Origin of the sequence: Streptomyces sp. NPDC049915 (genome assembly GCF_040656475.1) — a bacterium.
Classification (GTDB): Bacteria; Actinomycetota; Actinomycetes; order Streptomycetales; family Streptomycetaceae; genus Streptomyces.
In genome coordinates this window covers 20,239-40,241 of sequence record NZ_JBFAMH010000033.1, presented here as the reverse complement: position 1 = coordinate 40,241, position 20,003 = coordinate 20,239, and the positions used below count along the sequence as shown (strand labels likewise).

At 69.3% G+C, this 20,003-nt stretch carries 13 protein-coding genes and 1 pseudogene; 8 read left to right on the top strand and 6 right to left on the bottom strand.

Going from position 1 to position 20,003, the window contains the following annotated elements:
• Positions 1-24: 24 nt before the first annotated feature.
• Genes AB0J12_RS34890 through AB0J12_RS34880 form a run of 3 tightly spaced genes read left to right on the top strand, consistent with a single transcriptional unit; the run spans position 25 to position 6,897 of the window.
• Positions 25-4,062 carry an amino acid adenylation domain-containing protein gene (locus AB0J12_RS34890; protein ID WP_363268670.1) on the top strand — a complete coding sequence of 1,346 codons (4,038 nt, stop codon included), beginning with the start codon at positions 25-27 and terminating at the stop codon, positions 4,060-4,062.
• Between the two features lie 53 nt (positions 4,063-4,115).
• Complete coding sequence (locus tag AB0J12_RS34885) at positions 4,116-5,255, top strand: Zn-dependent hydrolase (RefSeq protein ID WP_363268669.1); 1,140 nt, start codon at positions 4,116-4,118, stop codon at positions 5,253-5,255.
• On the top strand, positions 5,242-6,897 hold the full coding sequence (locus AB0J12_RS34880; protein ID WP_363268668.1) for a DUF885 family protein: 1,656 nt from the start codon (positions 5,242-5,244) through the stop codon (positions 6,895-6,897). Before AB0J12_RS34885 ends, AB0J12_RS34880 begins: the two co-directional genes overlap by 14 nt.
• Here AB0J12_RS34880 and AB0J12_RS34875 read toward each other — a convergent pair.
• On the bottom strand, positions 6,881-8,098 hold the full coding sequence (locus AB0J12_RS34875; protein ID WP_363268667.1) for an MFS transporter: 1,218 nt from the start codon (positions 8,096-8,098) through the stop codon (positions 6,881-6,883). The genes AB0J12_RS34880 and AB0J12_RS34875 overlap by 17 nt on opposite strands.
• Before the next feature lie 193 nt (positions 8,099-8,291).
• Between AB0J12_RS34875 and AB0J12_RS34870 the strand changes: the two genes are divergently transcribed.
• The 4 genes and pseudogenes from AB0J12_RS34870 to AB0J12_RS34855 form a co-directional block, all read left to right on the top strand.
• Entirely contained in the window at positions 8,292-9,221 is a 930-nt protein-coding gene (locus AB0J12_RS34870; protein ID WP_363268666.1) for a DUF5937 family protein, read from the top strand.
• Between the two features lie 91 nt (positions 9,222-9,312).
• Positions 9,313-10,707 (top strand): DUF6421 family protein, encoded by a 1,395-nt coding sequence (locus AB0J12_RS34865; RefSeq protein WP_363268664.1) that lies wholly within the window; start codon positions 9,313-9,315, stop codon positions 10,705-10,707.
• A 28-nt stretch (positions 10,708-10,735) separates the two neighbouring features.
• Positions 10,736-13,102, top strand: coding sequence for an amino acid adenylation domain-containing protein (locus tag AB0J12_RS34860; protein ID WP_363268663.1), 2,367 nt, complete (start codon positions 10,736-10,738; stop codon positions 13,100-13,102).
• Between the two features lie 38 nt (positions 13,103-13,140).
• Positions 13,141-13,641 (top strand): annotated as a pseudogene (locus AB0J12_RS34855) (transposase family protein); the annotation flags it as partial.
• Between the two features lie 443 nt (positions 13,642-14,084).
• Here the strand turns inward: AB0J12_RS34855 and AB0J12_RS34850 are convergent.
• From AB0J12_RS34850 to AB0J12_RS34830, 5 genes are all read right to left on the bottom strand, one after another.
• Positions 14,085-14,213 (bottom strand): hypothetical protein, encoded by a 129-nt coding sequence (locus AB0J12_RS34850; RefSeq protein WP_363268662.1) that lies wholly within the window; start codon positions 14,211-14,213, stop codon positions 14,085-14,087.
• Positions 14,214-14,350: 137 nt separating this feature from the next.
• Positions 14,351-15,748, bottom strand: a complete 1,398-nt coding sequence (locus AB0J12_RS34845) for an FAD-dependent monooxygenase (protein ID WP_363268661.1) — start codon at positions 15,746-15,748, stop codon at positions 14,351-14,353.
• Positions 15,741-16,934, bottom strand: a complete 1,194-nt coding sequence (locus tag AB0J12_RS34840) for an MAB_1171c family putative transporter (RefSeq protein WP_363268660.1) — start codon at positions 16,932-16,934, stop codon at positions 15,741-15,743. Before AB0J12_RS34840 ends, AB0J12_RS34845 begins: the two co-directional genes overlap by 8 nt.
• Entirely contained in the window at positions 16,931-17,542 is a 612-nt protein-coding gene (locus tag AB0J12_RS34835) for a toxin (RefSeq protein ID WP_363268659.1), read from the bottom strand. Before AB0J12_RS34835 ends, AB0J12_RS34840 begins: the two co-directional genes overlap by 4 nt.
• Positions 17,539-18,078: a hypothetical protein gene (locus tag AB0J12_RS34830; RefSeq protein WP_363268658.1), complete on the bottom strand. Its 540-nt coding sequence runs from the start codon at positions 18,076-18,078 to the stop codon at positions 17,539-17,541. The genes AB0J12_RS34835 and AB0J12_RS34830 overlap by 4 nt, the downstream gene beginning before the upstream one ends.
• 1,225 nt (positions 18,079-19,303) lie before the next feature.
• Here AB0J12_RS34830 and AB0J12_RS34825 point away from each other — a divergent pair.
• Entirely contained in the window at positions 19,304-19,951 is a 648-nt protein-coding gene (locus tag AB0J12_RS34825; RefSeq protein WP_363268657.1) for a hypothetical protein, read from the top strand.
• Positions 19,952-20,003 lie beyond the last annotated feature (52 nt).

The window sequence follows — 20,003 nt, the reverse complement described above, 5'->3', positions numbered from 1 at the left end:
CCCTACCGACAAGGAAGACGCGTCATGGACGGATCGGCTCAGCGGACCGTGCCCCCTCGGGGCGCCCGCACGTACCCCCTCTCCCCCGCCCAGACACGGCTGTGGCTGCTGTCGATGGTCAACGAGGGCTCACCGGAGTTCAACGTCACCCTCGCCTGGCGGCTGCGTGGCACGCTGGACACCACGCTGCTGCGCCGGGCGCTGGAGGCGGTGACCGCACGGCACGAACCGCTGCGGACCCGTTTCCCCTTGACCGATGACGGCGCCGTTCAGCTGGTGGAGCCGGACGTCGCCGTGCCCTGGCGCACCGACGACGTGCGGGCGCTGCCGGCCGACGCGCGCGAGGAGGCCCTCCTGGAGGCGGTCCGCGCGGAAGCGCTGATCCCCTTCGGCCTCGCCTCGGCCCCGCTGCTGCGCTGTCTTGAGATCCGCCTCGCCGACGACGACCTCGCGGTGGTCCTCACGCTCCATCATCTGATTACAGACGGATGGTCCATGGGCATCCTAGTGAACGAATGGAGCGCGGCCTACGCCGCGCTGTCTGCGGGCAGGTCCCCACGTTTCAAACCGCTCGCCGAACACTTCGGCGACGATGCCGCACGGCGGCGAGAGCGGATCGACAGCGGCGCCCTCGGCGAGTCCCTGGCCTGGTGGAGGAAGCGGCTCGCCGGCGTGGAGCCGCTGGAGCTGCCCGCGGATCTGCCGCGAGCCAGGCAGCGGGACTGGCGCGGCGGCACCGTCGACGCGGTGTGGCGGGGCCGGCGGTACGAAGCGCTGACGGCCTTCGCCCGTGCCCGCCGGACCACCCTGTTCACGGTACTCGTGGCAGCGTTCACGACCGTCCTGTCGCGCTATGCGGGCAGCCGGGACATCGCTGTCGGGCTCCCCGTGGCGGGGCGGGACCGCACCGAGACGGAGGACCTGATCGGCCTTTTCTTCGACACCGTCGTGCTGCGCACCGACCTGTCCGGCGAGGTGACCTTCGCGGGTCTGCTGGAACGCGTCCAGGAGGGGCTGCTCGACGCCTATGAACATCAGGACGTGCCCTTCGAGAAGGTCGTCGAGGCGCTGGCGCCGGAGCGGGACGCCGGCCGCACGCCGGTGTTCCAGGTGTGGTGCGAGATGGACAACACCGACCGGCAGGAACTCGCGCTGCCCGGTGTCCGCGTCGACGAGATCGACGTACCGACCGACACCGCCAAGTTCGACGTGTCCCTGTCGGTACGCCAGCGCCCCAACCGGCTGGAACTGTCGCTGGGGTACCGCAAGGACCTGTTCACCCGAAAGACCGCCGAGCGCTGGCAGCAGTCCCTCGACCACGTCCTCGCCCAGGCCATGGCCCACGCCGAACGACCCGTGGAGCGGCTGGCCGTCCTCCCCGAGGAGGAGATCCGCAGGGTGGTCGACATGGGCCGGGGCCCACACATACCGCCCGCCGACGACGTGCTCACCCGCTTCGAGCAGCGCGCCGGGGCCTGCCCCGACTCCCCCGCCGTGGTCAGCGCGGGACGGACACTGTCGTACGCCGAACTCGACGCCCTCGCCGAACGGATCGCTCACGTGCTGCGCCGCTCGGGGACGGGCACCGAGGACCGGGTCGCGGTGTGCCTGGAGCGCGGGCCCCAACTCGTCGCGGCCTTCCTCGGTACCTGGAAGGCCGGCGCAGCCTACGTCCCGCTGGAGCCGGCCCACCCGGCCGAGCGGGCAGCCTACGTACTGCAGGACACCGGGGCACGGGTGGTCCTGACCCAGCGCGCGTTCGCCGACCGTTTCACAGACCTGGCCGCCGAGGTAGTATGCCTGGACACACTGGACCGGGACGACGCCGTACCCGAGCCCTCGACGCGGACGTCCCAGCCGCCGATCGGTCCGGCCACTCTGGCCTACGTCATCTACACCTCCGGATCGACCGGACGCCCCAAGGGCGTCATGGTTGAGCACGGGCCGCTGGCCAACTTCGTACAGTCGTGCGTGGACCGCTACGCCCTGCTCCCCACCGGCGGCGCGGCCCTCTTCGCCTCCGTCGCCTTCGACGCGGTCGTGCCGAACATCCTCACCCCGCTCGTCCTCGGGCAGCCCCTGCACGTGCTTCCTGAGAGCCTCGACCTGGCCGACCTCGGGACGGCACTCGCCGCGCACGGACCGTACTCCTTCCTCAAGCTCACCCCGTCCCACCTCAACCTGCTCGCCGAGCAGTTGACTCCGGAGCAGGCCGGGACACTGGCGGGCGTAATGGTGGTGGGAGCGGAAGCGTTCCCGGCCCGTACGCTACGTGCCTGGCGGAAGCTGGACCGGCAGTCGGTGGTGCTCAACGAGTACGGGCCGACCGAGGCGACCGTCGCCAACTCCCTCTACACCGCCCTACCCTGCGACGAGGAGCGGGAGGGGACGAGCCTGCTGCCGATCGGCAAGCCGATCGCCAACACGACCATGCATGTCCTGGACGACCGGATGCGGCCCGTGCCGGTCGGCGTCGTTGGCGAGGTCCACATCGGCGGCGGCTGCCTGGCGCGCGGCTACCGCAACATGCCCGCGCAGACGGCCGCACGGTTCCGGCCCGACCCGTTCTCCCGGGTGCCGGGTGCCCGTCTGTACGCGACCGGCGACCTCGGCCGTCTCCTGCCGGACGGTGACGTCGACTTCCTGGGGCGGGCCGACGATCAGATCAAGATCCGCGGCTTCCGCATCGAGCCCGGCGAGATCGAGCACGCGGCGACCCGACACCCGGACGTGATCGACGCCCATGTGGCGGCCGTGCCCACTGCGCACGGCCCGGAACTGGCCGCCTGGGTGGTGCTGCGGGACGGCCACGCCGAGGACTGGCGGGCGAACCTGCGCGCCCACCTGAGCCGTCTGCTGCCCGACCATATGCGCCCGGCCCACCACCTGTCCGTGACCGCCATCCCCCTGACACCACACGGCAAGACCGACCGCAAGGCGCTGCCCGCCCCAGAGCCCACGGCACGCATCGCCTCCCGGCCTCCCACCGGGCCGCGCGAGGAAGCGGTGGCCGCCGTCTGGCGGGACCTGCTGCGCGTGCAGTCGATCGGAGCCGACGACAACCTCTTCGCCCTGGGAGCCTCTTCGCTCATCGCCCTGCACGCCGTAGCCCAGCTGCGCCGCGAACTGGACCTCCGCATCGGGATGCAGGACCTGTTCGCCCGTCCCACCATCGCCGCCCTCGCCCAACTCCCCACCGGATTCGCCGCCGAGAAGGACCGGGCCGCGGCCTCGCCACTGGTGACGCTGCGGCCGGGCACCGGCGGCGTCCCGCTTTTCTGTGTCCATCCCAGCGGCGGCAGCGTCCACTGGTACACCACCCTGGCGGACGTCATGCACCCGGACGAGGGCCTGTTGGCCTTCCACGCCCTGGATCTGCACCGCTCGGCGAACCCGCCCGGCACGGTGACGGCCTTGGCCGAGTCCTACCTCAAGGAGCTCCGGGCCGCCCGGCCCCACGGACCGTACCGGCTGCTCGGCTGGTCCTATAGCGGGATGCTCGTGCTGGAGATGGCCACCAGGCTGCGCGCCGCCGGAGAACGGGTCGAGCCGCTAATCCTGCTGGAGCCCACCCTGCCCGATCCGCACACCGTCCGTGTGCTCACCTCCATCGCCCGCACCAACCGCCAGGCCGCCGCCCTCGTCGACGCCATAGGGAGAGCCGGCGCCCAGAACGACGACACCGGCCCGCTCCGCGCCGAACTGCGCCGCGTACTCACCGAGTCGGACCTGCCGGAGGAAGCCAGGGAGGAGGACTCCGCCGACGTGCTCCGCAACGCGGCCCTGCTGCTAGAGGCGTTCGTGGCGCACCATCCCAAACCCTACGACGGCGACGTGAAACTCCTGGTGACGCCCGAGTGCATGACTGCCGACACCCGTACGCCCTCCCAAGCCTCGGGCGTCTCCTACTCGCGCTACCTGGCTGACTGGCGGCGGCTGGTGCGCGGCTCCCTCAGCGTGCACGAGACACCTGGGGACCACATGACGATGCTCCACGCATCACAGGTCGGCGTCGTCGCGGACGTGCTCTACGGCCGTCGTACGGCCACGGCCCGGTACTGACGTATCCCGCAGCTCTCCGGCCACAGGCCGTTCAGAAAGGTTGGGACACCTTGATGACACCGAGGATCTCCGGCGCTCGCCTCCTGGAGACGCTGGAGCGTCTGGCAGCCTTCGGCGGTCGCCCCGACGGCGGCGTCGACCGTGTGGCGGGCTCCGTCGAGGACCTGCGCGCCCGCGCCTGGCTAGCCGGGCAACTGCGCGCCCGCGGCCTCGTCTCCTGGACCGACGAGACCGGCAACGTCTTCGGCCACACCCCCAATGTCCGCGGTGGCCGGCTGCTGGTTGGGTCACACACGGACACCGTTCCCGCCGGTGGCCGACTGGACGGGGCCTACGGGGTGATGGCCGCTCTGGAGGCGCTGACCACCCTGCACGAACAGGGACATCCTGCCGCCGACTCCCTGGAGATCGTAAGCTTCTGGGACGAGGAGGGCGCCCAGCCGGAGTCCTCGGGTGGCATGGTCGGATCCACCGCGCTGTGCGCCGGCCCGCACCTGGCCGACCTGTCCGCCTTCGTGGAACTGCACATCGAGCAGGGGCCGCGCATGGAACTGGCGGGCCAGGAACTGTGCGTGGTGGACGGCATCGTCGGCGTGGACCGCCATCTCATCCGGGTGGTGGGCGAAGCCAATCACGCGGGCACCACACCCTTCTCGCTACGCAGGGACGCCGGGCGGGTCCTGGCGCGCGCCACGGCCGGCGCTCACGACCTGATGCGGTCGGTCAGCGACACGCTGGTGGGGAACATCGGCTCGCTCACGCTCGACCCGGGAGCCCCCAACGTCATACCGGGAGCGGCCCAGTTGGTGCTCGAACTGCGTTCTCCTGACGAGGACGTCCTCACGCGCTGCGCCGACCTGGTCCTGCAGCATGCGCGGGCTGTCGCCGCCGAGGACGGCTGCACGATCGAGCACTGGATGCTCTCGCACAAACCCGTGGTCGCCTTCGACGAGGGCATACGCACTCTGCTGGAGAAGGTGTGCCGCAGTACCGGACGGCCCGCGGGATCGCTCTACAGTTACGCGGGCCACGACGCCGGCGTCCTGAGCGCGCACGTCCCGACCGCCATGGTGTTCGTGCCCAGCACCAGGGGCGTGAGTCACTCCCCGCACGAGCACACGGACGACCGGCTGCTGACGCAGGGCGCCCAGGTGCTCCTTGAAGCGGTGATCGCCCACCATGACAGTCGCTGATCATCCCGCGGGCCGGGCCGTCGCCCACCTCGCACGGGAGTTCTGGGCCTGGCGCGCCGCCCAGCGTCCGCACTCCCGGGACGACATCCCGCGGCTAGCGAGGCCGGCCGGCTGGACTCCGGACTGGAGCGCGGAGGGCGTGGCCGGACACCTGCGCATGCTGGCCGAGTTCCGCAAGGCCGTGGCGATCCGCACCCCCGGCTCGGCGCCGGTGCCGGTGAGGGTGGACCACCGGTTGATCGCCTCGGCCGTCGCCCGCGCCGGCTGGGAACTGGAGACCCTGCGGCTGTGGCAGCGTCATCCCGGCTTCTACGTGGATCAGGCACTCGGCGCCGTGTACGACCTGCTGCTGCCCCCGCCGCCGTTCGGCCCGGTCCGGGCGGAGGCCGTGCTCCGGCATCTGCGCGACGTGCCCAGGGTGCTGGGCTGGGCCGAGCGCAACACCCGGGACCTGGCCGAGGCGGAGTTCGCCGCTCTCACCGTCCGGGAGCTGGAGGAGATCGAGACGCGCTTGACGCGGGCCGCCCGGGATCTGGCCGCGCACCTCCCCCGGACGGCCCCGCAGCTGCTGTCGGCCGCCGACTCGGCCGCGCATGCCCTGGGCGCCTTCCGGGAGCGCTGGCGCAGGCGGGTCAACGGCCTGCCGCCCCACCAACCCGTGGGCGAACACGCCTTCCAGCGCTATCTGGCCGAGGTCGCCCTGCTGCCGTGGACCGTGGCCGAGGTGCGCGCGCTCGGCCGACGCGAGGACGACCGCGCGACGATGGCGGATCTGGCCGGGAGGCGCCACGGCTCCCCGGCCGCTGAGCCCGCGCTTCCCCCGGACACGGCGACGCAGTGCGCCCGGCACGCGGACGCGGAGAAGCAGATGCGGGCCTTCTACCGCGATCGGGCCCTGCTCGACTTGCCTGCCGACCTGCCCCGTTACCGCACCGCCCCGATGCCGGACTATCTCGCGGAACTGTGCTGGCTCGGCATCACCGACGACCTGACCGGCCCGGCCCGGCTCACCGAGGACGCGGTCAGCTATGTGCCGCCTCCCGGTCCGGATCTCCCCTACTTCGACCGGGCCAACGCGCAGGATCCCCGGCTCGGCATCATCCACGAGGGCGTGCATCACCATCAGTTGGCGATGTCCTGGCGCCATCCCGATCCGGTCCGCCGTCACTTCCACGACTCCGCCGTCAACGAGGGCATCGCCTTCTACCACGAGGAACTGGTGCTGCTGGCGGGCCTCTTCGACGACAGTCCCGTCTCCCGTCGCACCGTGCACAACTTTATGCGTCTGCGCAGCGCCCGGGTGGGGGTCGACATCGGCCTCGCGGTGGGTGACCTGACCGTACCCGAGGCGGCGGAGTCGCTGGTCCGCGAAGTCCCGCTGGACCGCGCGACCGCGCACCATGAGGCCGTCTTCTTCGCTCTGATGCCCGGTCAGGGTCTTTCCTACCAGGTCGGCAAGACGCAGGTGCTGGCCCTTCTGGCGGACGTCCGCCGCGCGTTCGGGGACCGCTTCGACCTGCGGCGCTTCCACAACCATCTATGGCGCAACGGAAATGTGCCGCTGTCGCTGCTGCGATGGGAGTACCTCGGCGACCGGGAGGAGCTGGACCGCGCCGACGCCCTCGTTAGGGCTGCGACTTGAGCACCCGGTACAGCAGTGCCGTGCAGAGCAGGGAGGCCGCCGCCGCCACAGTGATGCCCACCGATGGCCGCGTCAGCTCGGCGACCAGCCCGGTCAGGCCGGTGGCGACCCCCTGGCAGGACATCAGGCCCGAGGTCGCCAGCCCGAAGGCCTGGCCACGCGTGGCGACGGGCACCGTGCTCACGAACGGCCCCTGCAGGCACAGGCTGTAGCCGAACCCGGCGCCGGCCAGCGCAGCCAGAGCGGCGGCGACGACGACGCCGGGCTGCGCGGCGAACAGCAGATACGGGAAACCCAACAGGACGGCCAGCGGCAGCGTCCAGCGGGCGCGCTGACGCCGGGTGGCGAACCGGCCGACCATGACGTCACCGATGAGCATGCCGACCGCCGCGGCGGTGAGCAGTGCTCCGACCGCCTGGGAGCTGCCGATCTCGTCGGCGTAGGAGACCATCAGTGCCTCCGCGCCGACGATCCAGCAGGCCGGCAGGCAGAGGGCCAGCAGCAGGCGGCGCACCCGGACGTCCGCCCACAGTGCCCGGTTGACCGCCCAGGTGGTGGCGAATGCCCGGCCGGGGGTGACGGCGCCCGGCTCCTCCCCCCGAGGGGGCCGGACGCGCAGGCCGATGCGGAGTACCGCGGCGGACAGCAGGGCACCGCCGCAGACCACCCAGAGGGTGCCCATGGGCCCAAGCAGGGCGAGCAGACCGCCGCCGACGGCAAAGCCGGTGATCTGCGCGGCGCCGACGGTGACGTTCATCAGGGACTGGGCCTGCACGAACAAACGGGCACCAAGGAGTTCCGGGAGCAGGGCCGTCTTCATCGCGGCGGGCACCGGGTCGAGCAGGCCGTAGAGCATGGTCAGAGCCAGGACCCCAGGCACCGGCAGCACATCGAGCGCCAGGACCGCCGCTCCGGCCGCGCGGGCCAGGTCCCAGCCGACCATGGTCCACCGAGGCGGCAGCCGGTCCGCGAGCGAGAGCAGGGCGGCGCTGCCCAGGGCCTGCGGCAGCAGTCCCGCCACATAGGCGATGCCGGATAGCAGCGGCGAGCCGCTGCGGCTGTAGACGACCGTCGCCAGGGCGAGGGCCTTCATCACCTCGCCTAGGTTGAGCAGCGCGTGCCCCACCCACAGTGCCCGGAAGTCCCGTACACGGAAGACGTCCCGGTAGCGCGGCGGCCTGGTGTCGTCGTTGATCAGCATGTCGTGTCTCCTGGGACAGGCAATGAGGGCGGCGGCTCCGGGCGACCCCGGGGACAGCACCATGGCCGGGGCGGCCGGAGTCCCCTAGGGTTTCGTCCATGAACGAAAGGCCGACGGGGTGACGTTGCGGATCGAGGTGCGGACGGGGGACCTCGGAACCAGTCGTTTCGCGATCTCTCCGATTACCCAGGTCGTGGCGGCCCTGCTGGTCCTGTCCGGCCGGGTCACGTCCTGGACGGCGCGCCCGTGGGCGGACCGCCACCGGGAGCGCCTGCGTGCGCTGTGCGAGGCCGAGCCGGACGTAGCGACGGTGATGTCCGTCCTGCACGCCCGCGGCTACAACCCGGACTTCATCGCGCCGCCGCCCACGGGCAGCACGTCGACGTTTCCTCAGGACCTGGCCGCGGTGCGCCGGACTCCCGCGGAGCGGGCCCGGCAGGAGGTGGCGCGGGTCTTCGAGGGGCGCGCACTGCCCGCCGGGGTCGCCCGCGTCCTCGACTCCCCCGACCCCGTGGGCCGCTTCGCGGGCGCCCTGGCCCTAGCCTGGGAGGAGTTTGTAGCCCCGGATTGGGACCGGATGCGCGCCGTCCTCCAGCGTGACCTCGCCCACCGTGCCGACCGGCTGATCGCCGAGGGCTGGGACGGGGTGCTCGGCGAGTTGGCACCTACGCTCCGGTGGCGGACCGGGCCGGCCGGGGCCGTGATCGAGGTCTGCGGCATGCCGGACGAGCGCCAGGTTCTGCGCGCGGGCGGCATCCTCTACCTGCCCAACGTGTTCGACGCGCTGTGGGTCTGCCTGGACGAGCCCTGGCGCAACGCCGTGGTCTATCCGGCCGACGGGGCCGCCGCACTGTGGCCGGCGGCTCCCGCACCCCATCCGGCCGCTGCGCATCTGATGCCACTGCTCGGCCGGTCCCGGGCCCTGATCCTCCTCGCGATGGACGGTCCCGTCACCACCACCCAACTCACCCGGGCCCTGGGCATGAGCCTGGGCGCAGTCGGGGACCACCTGGCCGTGCTTCGCAGGTCCGGTGTGGTGGAGGGCACCCGCACGGGCCGCGCCGTCGTCTACCGGCGGACCGCCCTGGGAGACGCGCTGCTCGCAGGGCCCTGCGGCCACTGAGATAGCCGGCGGATTGGCGGCCGATGGGCCGAGGATACGCGGGCGCCGACCATGGGCCGGAACGAGTCTTCACCTGCTAGGAGGCCCGCCCGTGACGTCCACCGTCCCCACCGGTCCCGGTCTCGGCAGCACCGGGACGGCGCAGGTACCGGCTCTGGCCACAGCCGAGCCGTGGCTGTCTCTCAAGCATTCCGTCGGAGAGCTGCGAGCCTTTCAATGCGCGGACGGCTCGGTTGACTTCGAGGGCCGGCCCGACCGAGAGCGCATCGGGCGCCTGCTCGACGACGCTGTGGCCGCGGTGCAGGACCTGGCCGGGCTGCTGCCGCACGACGCGCTGTATCTGCACGCGGTGGCGAAGGACCTGCGCCGCTGGGCCGACGACGGATTCGGGGTGCCCGACTTCCTCGACTCCCTGGCCGCCTTCCGGCCCGCCGCACAGCGCACGGACGGCCTGCCCCATGTCGTGGTGTTCGCCACGCGCCTGATGAACGGCGATCCTGGGTCCTTCTTGGAAGCCTTGGCCGTGCGGGTGGTCTGGCCCCAGTGGCTGGCGGACGTAGAGCGCGCCGGCTACGACAACCCGCTCGTGGTACCACTGGCCTTCGAGGACTTCACCGACGGCTTCGACTCGCACACCGCCGTACTGTTCCCGGAGTCCGTGTCGGTGCGTTCCGCTCCACCTTCGTACGACTGGGGTGCGCTGTTCTGCGACCGCGAGGCCGCCCGGTTCGCCACCGTGGTGTCCGCCGCAGCCAAGACCCTGCGACTCGAGCTTCCGCAGGACGCCCGGGAACTGCTCACGGACCACGAACGCTGCATGCATGCCTTCGCGTTGTGGGACACCCTGCACGACCGAAGCCACAACAAGGGTTCACTCCCCTTCGATCCCTTCCTGGTCCGGCAGCGCTGCCCTCAGTGGATTTACGCCCTGGAGGAACTCCGCTGCGAGCTACGGGCCCATCGCGACGCCCGTCACCTGGAACGGGACGGTGTGCCGCAGGCGCGTGACGCCCAGTTCGCGCTCGTCCTCGACCGGTTGCTTCGTTTTCCCGTCACCGGTGAGCGTGACGGCAACTATGACGCGCTGTGCGGTCAGTTGCTGTTCGCCTACCTGCACCGACATCAGGCGGTCGACTGGTGGGACAACGTGCTGACCATCAACTGGGAGCGCGTGCCGACCGTGCTGGACATGCTGCTCGGCGAACTGGAGTCGCTCTATCGGTCCGGAGTCAACCGCCCGAAGGTCGTGCACTGGGCGGCCGCGTACGACCTCGTGTGCACCTATCTCTCCCCCCACCCCGCCTCGGCCTGGGCCCAGGGTGGTCGCGCCCTGGACCTCACGGAACCGCCCCGGAACCTCGTCGACGACGTACTTCCCGACGAGTTCCCACTCGGCCTCTTCTACGCGATGCTGGCGCGCCGCCTGCGCACCGTGGTCGCGTCGGTCAAGGGGATCACCACGCCGCTGGAGACAGCGCGTGGCTGAGCAGCGGGATCACTTGGAGGATCACTCGATGAGCAGTGAGCACACGACGCACGCCGGCACCGCCACAGCACCACCCGCCACCGACGCATGGAGCACATCGGCGACCGTCCGTCTGCCCCTCGCCACTGCTCGCGGTCTGCGGCTGGTGGCGCAGCGCGAGGGCCACGCCCCGGCCGCAGTGCCCCTCGCAGCCTTCTGGGCCCTGCTGCTGCGATGGAGCGGCCACGAGGAGGTGCAGGTCGACGCGGCGTCCGGGCCGCTGCGCTGCCGCACGGACGAGGACACCACGTTCCGGCAGCTGATCGAACAGGCCAGCCGAGTGACGCACGACGCCGGAGCTTGCTCCGTCACCTACGAGGCGACCGTCCCTCATCCGCTCGCGCCCGAAGCGGCTCCGCAAAAACTGCGGCTCGGTTGTTCCTGGGATGCACAGGAGATGCACTGGACGCTGCAGGGCCGCGCGGGGACGTTCGACGCGACCGAACTCCAGCGATTAGCCGCGCACTTGTCCGTCCTGCTTACCGATGTGCGGGAACGCCCGGAGCGCCGGGTCCAGGAGCTCGACCTGCTCACCGCCGAGGAACGGCGCTCCATCGTCGGCCCGTTCAACGACACGACGCGCTTCTACGACGACTCCCAACTCTTGCACCAACTGGTGGAGGCCCAGGTCAGGCGCACTCCCGACGCCGTCGCCGTGCGCTGCGGCGCCCAGAGCCTGACCTACGGGCACGTGAACGCCCTCGCCAACACCCTCGCACACCGACTGATGAGGCTCGGAGTCACCGTCGGCACGCCCGTCGGCGTGTGTGTGGGGCGGGGCGCCGAGCTCATCTGGTCCTTGCTCGGCGTCCTCAAGGCGGGCGGAGTCCATCTACCACTCGACCCGGACTATCCGGCCGAGCGGCTGCGGTTCATGCTGGAGGACGCCGGAGCAGCTCTGGTCGTCACCCAGGAACGGCAGCTGGGACGGCTTCCCGACGGCGTCACCACGGTCCTCGTCGGCAAGGACGGCGAGGCAACGGGTTTGCCGGACACCGATCCCGCGCCCCGGACCACACCCGACGACCTCGCCTACGTGCTGTACACCTCCGGCTCCACCGGACGGCCCAAGGGAGTACAGCTCACCCACCGTTCGCTGAGCAACCGCCTGCAGGAGATGCGGCGCCAATACGGCTTGACGGAGCGCGATCGCGTGCTGCAGTTCGCCTCCGCGAGCTTCGACGCGGCCGCCGAGCAGATCTTCCCAGCATTGATGTGTGGCGGCAGCCTCGTGCTGCGTGACGCCCCTCACTGGAGCCCTCAGGACGTCCTCGCCACCCTACACACGGCGCGTGTGACCGTCGCTGAGCTGCCCATCGCACTGTGGGAGCAGGTCATCCCCCTCCTGGCCGACGCGGGCACGGGTGAGTGGCTGCGGCTGCTCATCCTGTCCGGCGAACACATCTCGCCGGGTTCCGTGGCCAACTGGTTCGCCGTCACCGATGTGCCCATCCACACTACCTACGCGCCCACCGAGACCACCATCACTGCGACGACGTATGTGCTCGACCGGCCGGGCCCTGTCCTCATCGGCAAGCCCGTGGCCAACACCCAGGTCTGCGTCATGGACCGGGCCGGAGGGCTTGTACCGGTCGGCGTGCCGGGTGAGTTGTGGATCGGGGGCGTAGGGGTTACCCGCGGTTACGGCAACCGGCCCGCGCTCACGGCCGAGCGATTCGTACCCCACCCGTTCGCCAAGGGGGAGCGGATGTACCGTTCCGGGGATCTCGTACGGCAGTTTCCTAACGGCGGCCTGGAGATCCTGGGGCGCATCGACACCCAGGTGAAGCTGCGCGGCCAGCGCGTCGAACTGGGCGAGGTGGAGTCCACACTGGTCGCGCACGCCGAAGTGGCGTCCGCTGTGGCCGCCGTACGGGAGGACACACCAGGGGATAGACGGCTCGTCGCCTACTGCGTCCCGGCCCCCGGACACAGCGTCGAGGCCGGGGCGCTGCGCGAGCACTGCCGCCGTACCCTGCCCGGGTACATGGTGCCGGGCGTCATCGCAGTCCTGGACGCCCTGCCGCTGACCCCCAACGGCAAAGTCGACCGTCGCGCCCTGCCTGCCCCGGATATGGACGCGGATAAGCCGGGCGACGACTTCATGGCGCCGCGCAACGAGGTGGAGCAGGCCATCGCCGAGGTCTGGACGGAGATCCTCGGGGTGCGCCGCGTCGGAGTCCGGGACAACTTCTTCGATCTGGGCGGTCATTCGCTGCTCGCCACGCGCGTCACCAACCGCATCGAGGCGCTGACCGGGATCGCAATCAGCCTCGTCGACCTGTTCCGGGCGCCGACCGTCGAAGCGCTCGGCCGACAGGTCCTTCAGCGCTTCGCCGAGGAGGGGGAGTCCTGACGGACAGACCTTCCCTGCATCCGCCCAGCGCGGATTCGTCGCTCGGGCCGGTCTCTCGTCCCGTCGATGCTGCGGACCGGGCTGGGGATCGTGGGCGGCACGCTGGTCCAGGTCCGTGACCGCACGGTCGGCGCCTCGAGCCGCAACTACCGGTTCTCGGCGAAAGTGCAGGTCATCATCGACGCCGACACACGCCTAATGGTGACCGCAGCCCGTCCGGCTCCGGGCAACAAGGCCGACGCCCATGTCTGGCCCAACTCCGGGCTGCCGGAGCAGTGCCAGGGTGTCACGGTGCTTGGCGACGGCGCCTACATCAACACCGGCCTGCTCGTCCCGCACCGCAAACGACCCGGTCGGCCCCTGCTGGCGGGCGAGGAAGCCGACAACGCGGAGCATCGCGGGGTCCGTGCGCGGGCGAGCATGCGATCGGCCGGTTGAAGCACTACAAGGTCCTTCGTGATTGCCGACAACGCGGCGACGGCCTCCCCCACGCGGTGCAAGCCGTCGCACACATGCACAACCTCGCCCTGGCTGCTTGATCAACAGACCTGTAGTCGGGCTCTGACCTGCAAAATCACGGCATTCTGCAACACGCTTTCAGGCTGTCCCGTAATCGATCTAGAGGTGGTGAGCGGCCTAGCAGCAGTCTTGGTGGCCTGGCCCTTGGGATCAGGGCGCCGTGGCGAGCCCTACCATGCTTTCGTGACGCGCCCCTGGACGGTACGGAGGAGGGCCGATAAGTTTGCTGCGCGGCTCCTGCCAGCATCGAGCCGCGCATTCATACTCACCCTCACCCTCATATTCGCTCTCCTCCGGTGCCGGAGCAGGCGGTAGAGCCTGAGGGCAGCACTGGGCGAATGCCCCCACGGCGGCCCTGCGCCCGTGATAAGAGGCGCCACACGGGTGGGGGCCACCCCCGCCGACGAGGGGTGGCCCCACTGTACTGACGCCTGACTGTACGTCAGTTCATGCCGCGCGTGGGTCAGTGGTGGTGTCCGCCGTCGCGGCGGTGGCCCCAGGAGTAGTCGTCGACGAAGCTGCCGTAGTCGCTGCGCAGGGTGGCGGTGTCGCGGTCGTTGTTCCAGTCGTAGTTGCGGCGGTCCTGGAACACATCGTGGCGGGCGTCGCGGCCTTCGCCGGTGTGGACTCGGACGGTGAAGCGGCCGCCCAGGCGGTAGTGGTGCCCAGTCCGCTGCTGTGAGAGGTCGTCGCCGAGTGCGGCCCGTGGTCTGCGGCACTGCTAGCTAGTTAAGGCTGGATGACGGCGCGTTCGTCTTCTCGAAGTGGGGGTCCCTGCAGGTGGGACTTTTGTGGCCCAAACAGCATGGGGATGAGCATGTCCCGGGAGAAGAGGCGGGTGGCCGGCTTTTCCATGCTCATCACGTCCAGCAGTGCGCCCATGGCGCGCGGGTTGCGCGCGCCAGTTTCCACTGCCTTGTCGACGAAACGGGCCAGGAACCGCTCCAGGGGGGTGGGCGGGGTTTGCGAAGCGCCGGGGTAGAAGGCGTCTTGGCCGACGGCAAGGTCCCAAGCTGCGGCGACGGGCCGACCTGCGGCGCGTTGCAGGTGAAGCGCTGTGCCGCGTGCGGTGACGTCCTTGGAGCGCAGAACGTCGCGGACGGCAATGGCGCCTTGGGCGGCGACGGTGAGGCCGTGACCGTAGACGGGGTTGTATGCGGCGATAGCGTCGCCCATCACTAGGAAGCCATCGGGCCAGCGCTTCATCTTCTCGAAGTAGCGGCGACGGTTGGCGGTGCTTCGGGTGGTGATGACGTCGCTGATGGGCTCGGCCTTATGCAGCAGCCGGCCGATGATGGGATCGCCGAAGCCGAGCGCGAAGGGCACGAAGGCGGCCGGATCGGTGGTGGGTTCGCCCCCGCGGGTACCGGCCAGGGTGACAAGCCATTGGTTGTTCTCGATGGGGAGGATGATCCCGCCTTGGCCGGGGGCCTTGGCGGGATTAGCCTGCACGTTGACGAGTGGGAAGTTGTCGCCAGCCCCGGTCGGGGCTTTGAACAGGCGGGTGGCGTAGGTGACGCCGGCGTTCACTTCTCGTTCGGTGACCTTGGGCAAGCCAAGGCCGGCAAGCCACTGGGCTGCGTGGGAGCCGCGTCCGGAGGCGTCTACCACAAGGTCTGCTGGAAGGACGAAGTCCTGATCTGCTTCGCGTGCGTGCACGCCGGTGACATGTGTGGCGTCGCCTTCCAGGCCCAGTGCGGTGGTTGTCTGGCGGAGGGTGACGCGTTCGTGGTTGAGCACGCGTTCCCGTAGAACGAAGTCGAGCAGGTCACGGGAGCACACGAGGTTGCGATGGTGGGTTGACAGGAAACGGCGGAACCAGACCTCGTTGGGTGCTCGCGAGATCATGTCGCCCATGATGCGGACGAGGCGGGCGCCCTGGGCGACGGCCGCATCGGTGAAACCTGGCAGGAGTTCGTTGAAGGCGTTGACGCCTCCGCTCCACACCAGGTGGGCGTGGCGCGTTTGGGGGACGCCGCGGCGGGGCCCTGGGCCGTCGGGGAGACGGTCACGCTCGATGATGGTGACGTCGGCGAATTCTGTGAGCATGGCTGCGGTGAACAGTCCGGCTGCGCTGGCGCCTATCACGACTGCTGTGGGCCGGCGGGTGGTGCTGCTGTCAGGCATGGGTGTTCGAGCTTTCTGTCGTGGTTACCCGCTGGCGGATACGGTCGAGGGCGCCAGGGCGGTAGAACGCAGTTGAGATGGCGCTGAGATGTTCGGTGATGTGGTTGCTGATCTGCGGCAGCTGGTGGTTGTGGCGTGCTCTGCCGGTGTTGTAGCCGGTGATGGCGTCGCGGACGGCGACCGCGCCGGCGATCGCTCGGGCCTTGGCCTCGGTCTGGCTGTGCGCTGCCTGTGTATATGCCTTGCAGTACAACTCGGTGTCGAGGTAGGGAGCGAGCAGTCGCAGTGCGTCGTGGATGCGTTGCTGGCGCTGCAGGAGGCGAAGGTCGAGAGGGATCCAGAGGCCGAAGCGGGTGGACGCGGCGGCCGGTTCGAATACACGCAAGGCGCGGTGAAGTGGTCGCAGCCGCAGGTATTCGCTCTGGTCGCGAGCCAGGCGCTTCATTGCGGGGCCGGCCTGCGGAATGATGAAGCCGGCGGCCATCAGGGCCGCCTCCGTCAGCGCGAAGGGGGGTGCGGCCTTGGTGCTGAGCCAGTCCCAGTCGGCGCCGCCCCAGCGGGCCGTGATCGCGGTCAGTTTCGCCGCGTCGAACACCAGGCCGCTGGCGAAGCCGATCTGGAGAAGGACGACTCCCGTCTTCAGCCATGGGTTCTCCACCTCGTGGAACCACTTCCACAGCATGTAGACGGCGGTGAGGCAGGAGGCCACGTGCGCGCCAAGGTAGAGCAGGATGTGCTCACGCATCCAGGGTGTGTTGGCGTAGTAGGTGTCCAGGTCGTAGATACGCTCGTGAGGCGCGTCTGCCAGGATGAATGTCACCCACAGCGCGGCGATGATGCCGGCGTAGATCCAGTAGATGCGCCGGATCCTGCGGCGCCTTCGTGGGGAGGGCTCTTCCCTCCACCTCATGATCATGGTCAGGCCGGTGGCGCAGGATGCTGTGAGGAACGAATACGCCCACGGCGCGGCGATGTTGGGGACACCGGTGAGTCTGTTGAGGCGCTCGATGTTGACGGGGATGATCACCACCAGGGCTGAAGTGGCCCAGAACAGCAGGAGGGTGGTGGCCAGCACTTCCGGGTCACGCCAGGCGCGCAGGAAGGTGGGTAGCTTTAACAGCAGCGCGACTGCGAGCAGGACGGTGGGGACCGCGTAGGAGACGTGGAAGGAAAAGGATAAAGTCATGACAGTATGCGGCGGCCGCGGTTGATGAGGGACACGTTGATGCGTCCCTCGACGGTGGACTGGGTGAGGGGGCCTTCCGCGTAGCGGCCTTTCATCCAGGTGCGGGCCTCTCGGCCGAAGAGGAGGCCGAAGGTTTCCGCATCCACTTCGTGATCGTCCGCGGCGGCAGCCCGGGCGGCAACGGTTACGAGGGCGCCACGGGGGACTTCCTGGGAAGCAAGGATCTCTTGCACCGCCCGATGGACGGCTTCGGGCGCTTGGTCAGCGGTCAAGGCTCGGGCCGCAGCCGGCATTCCGGCCACATGATGGCCACAGTCGTGCTGCTCCTCGTGCCACAGCTCGTGCCCGAGGATGACCAGCTGTGCCTCCGGGACCATGTGTTCCTCGACCACGATGATGGAATGGTCGCCGCAGTCGAGCCGCATGCCGGAGACTGGGATATCGGGCGGGAAGGGTCGGAAAATCAGCTGGATCGGCCGCTTGGTACGGGCGGTCATGGCACGGCAGAACCCCTCCATCACCTCCTGCGGTTCGGCAGGGCGCCGAATGGTCCGGGCGGCCTCGCGGCCCAGCGTGGCCAGCAGGGACTTCATGGCCTTGGACGTCACTGGTCGCGGCCTTCCCTGGGAGGCACGACGGAGCGGAGGATCCCTTCGAGGAGGCGCTCCAGCTGCTCGCGGGTAAAGGAGCCATGCATGCGCAAGTCCGTCGCCCGTACTCCGTAACGGTCCATCAGCGCCAGCAGCGGATCGCCGCCCTCGGCGCACTGCAGCTTGTCCACTATGGGAAGCAGAGCACGGTTGAGGGCCTGGTCGGCCGGCTCCGTGAAGAAGGCCTCGCCTCCTTCGACGTTGAAGAACTGCACCAGGCCATGGAGGAGTTCGACGCTGGGCATCTTCTTGCCATCACACACCAGGCGCGCCCAGACTTCGGAGACCCCGAGGCTCTCGGAGATGCGAGAGGCGAGTTCGGACATCCGACCACCGCTGCCCTTGATGTAGGCCTGCGCAAGTGTCCTGATGCGGCTTCGGACACGGTCGTTGACGCTATCGGCGGGCGGCGTCGCCCCTCCGTGCAGTAGGGCAAGGACCGTTGCTTCTGGCAGTGCCGTCTGCTCGGCGAGCTTCTCCGGGTCAATCAGCACGGACTGGTCGAGTCCCTGCTCTTGGATGAGTGTGCGGAGACGCTGCAGCGTCTGAGACAGCGGTGGGGCTGCTTCCACCCTTGTGCTCCAGGAAGGTCGGGGGCCAACGGCAGTTGTGCACATGCCACTTTACGTGCCGATGCCCACACACCCAACGATCGTTAACTTTCCGAAAACCATCGTTGACACGCGGTGATCAGCCGTAGCAGTATCCCAGGGCAGCACAGACGTTCTACCCGATTACCAAAACAGCCTTGCCCGGGTTGGCCCGTGTCGACGCGGTGCTCCTGCATCGCGTCGACTGACAGCTCTTCACACACGGGCCCTGCCCGCACAACCTCCGCCCGGACTTCCCAAAGCCGGACGGAGCCGGCCGAGGATCCGACGCTGCCCCGAGTCCCCCTCTCGGGGAATGCCTCGGGACCTTGGCACGGCCGGCGGTGCCTCGGTGGGGACGGCACCGCCGGCCGTTTGACGGCATCAACAAACCGCTCCAACTCGGGGCCCTCCAACGCCTTGAGACGGGAGGAAACCGACGGGACAGCACCAACCAAACACCGTGAACAGCGCATTCCGGTTCCCCCCGGGGTGCTCTCTGACCAGCTACGCCAGCGGAGATACGGCCATGCCCCGTCCCATACTCGTATTCGGCTCCCCCGGGCCGGCCCCCTACAGCGAGTTCACTCTGACGCGAATTGCCTCCGCGCAACCGCTCCTCTTGCTCGACACGTCAGCACCTTCATGGATGCGGCCGCACCTAGCGGGGCACATAGAAGGCGACCCGACTGACCTGTCGCAGGTGGCTCGCGCAATCCGAAATCACGTGGCACGCCATGATCTGAGCGGAGTCCTCACCTTCCAAAGCCAGTATCTGGGGGCTGCTTCCGGCGTCGCCCGGCTGCTCAGCCTTCCCGCCGCCCCCAGTGAGACGCTCGTGGCCAGCACGGACCGGGTGGTTCTACGACGACTCCTCGAACGACATCACGTCCCTGTGTCTCGATGGTCGCAGGCCGACGATCCAGAGATGGCCGCCTACCAGAGTGACAGACTCGGCTACCCAGTCACCTTCAGGCCGAGGACGGGGACAAGCTTCCAGCCCGTCCAGGTGCGCAGCCGCAGCGAGGTGCCATCCGCATTCGAGCGGATTTCCCTTGCGTCCCTGGCACGCTCTGAACAGGGCTGGGATGGGGGCGTCTTCATAGAGCAGGACACGGAGGAGCCTCGTGTGTCTGCAGAGACTGTTGTCCTGAACGACGACATTCGGATCGCCGCGATCACCCATACCCTGCTCGGACCGCCTCCGGCCCGCCCACCGGTGCGCCACATGGTGCATGCTCACGACCCACTGCTTCACAACCCCGTGCTCAGGCACATTGTCGCGCGTGCCGTCCGCGCCTTGCGCATCACTCATGGCGTCGTCCACATAACCATGAGACTCACCCCTCGGGGCCCGAGAGTCACCGAGGTCGCAGCCCATCTGCCAGATGACCTCATCCCCCTCCTGGTCAAGAAGGCCACAGGCATTGACCTGCCCCAGGTAGCCGCGGAGATCGCTACCGGCAAGACACCGACCCTGGCACCCACATTGCATCGCGCGGCGGCCATCCACTTCGCCTACGCCGATCGCGGCGGACGCATCGAACTACTGCAAGTCCGACAACCCACGAACGACCCGCTAGTGGAGCGTTGCGTACTCACTCAGCAGCCAGGCTCACAGATTCAGCCACTGCCTCTCGCGGGCGTAGAAGACAGACTTGCCCACTGGGTCGTCCTTGGGCCGAACAAGACCAGCTGTCTCGACTCGCTTGACCAGGCAGCGCAGCGCATCCGGATCGCTTTTTCTGACGAGGCGCAGCAGTCTCGTGCGGCTTGAGACGGCGGCCCCTCAAAACCGCGCTAGCCTGCACGTATTCTGGCCGGTGTCC

Bases quoted from the DNA above. Each gene is read 5' to 3' on its own strand.
- AB0J12_RS34890 (WP_363268670.1), top strand. From the start codon at position 25: ATGGACGGATCGGCTCAGCGGACCGTGCCCCCTCGGGGCGCCCGCACG.
- AB0J12_RS34885 (WP_363268669.1), top strand. From the start codon at position 4,116: ATGACACCGAGGATCTCCGGCGCTCGCCTCCTGGAGACGCTGGAGCGT.
- AB0J12_RS34880 (WP_363268668.1), top strand. From the start codon at position 5,242: ATGACAGTCGCTGATCATCCCGCGGGCCGGGCCGTCGCCCACCTCGCA.
- AB0J12_RS34875 (WP_363268667.1), bottom strand. From the start codon at position 8,098: ATGCTGATCAACGACGACACCAGGCCGCCGCGCTACCGGGACGTCTTC.
- AB0J12_RS34860 (WP_363268663.1), top strand. From the start codon at position 10,736: ATGAGCAGTGAGCACACGACGCACGCCGGCACCGCCACAGCACCACCC.
- AB0J12_RS34845 (WP_363268661.1), bottom strand. From the start codon at position 15,748: ATGCCTGACAGCAGCACCACCCGCCGGCCCACAGCAGTCGTGATAGGC.
- AB0J12_RS34840 (WP_363268660.1), bottom strand. From the start codon at position 16,934: ATGACTTTATCCTTTTCCTTCCACGTCTCCTACGCGGTCCCCACCGTC.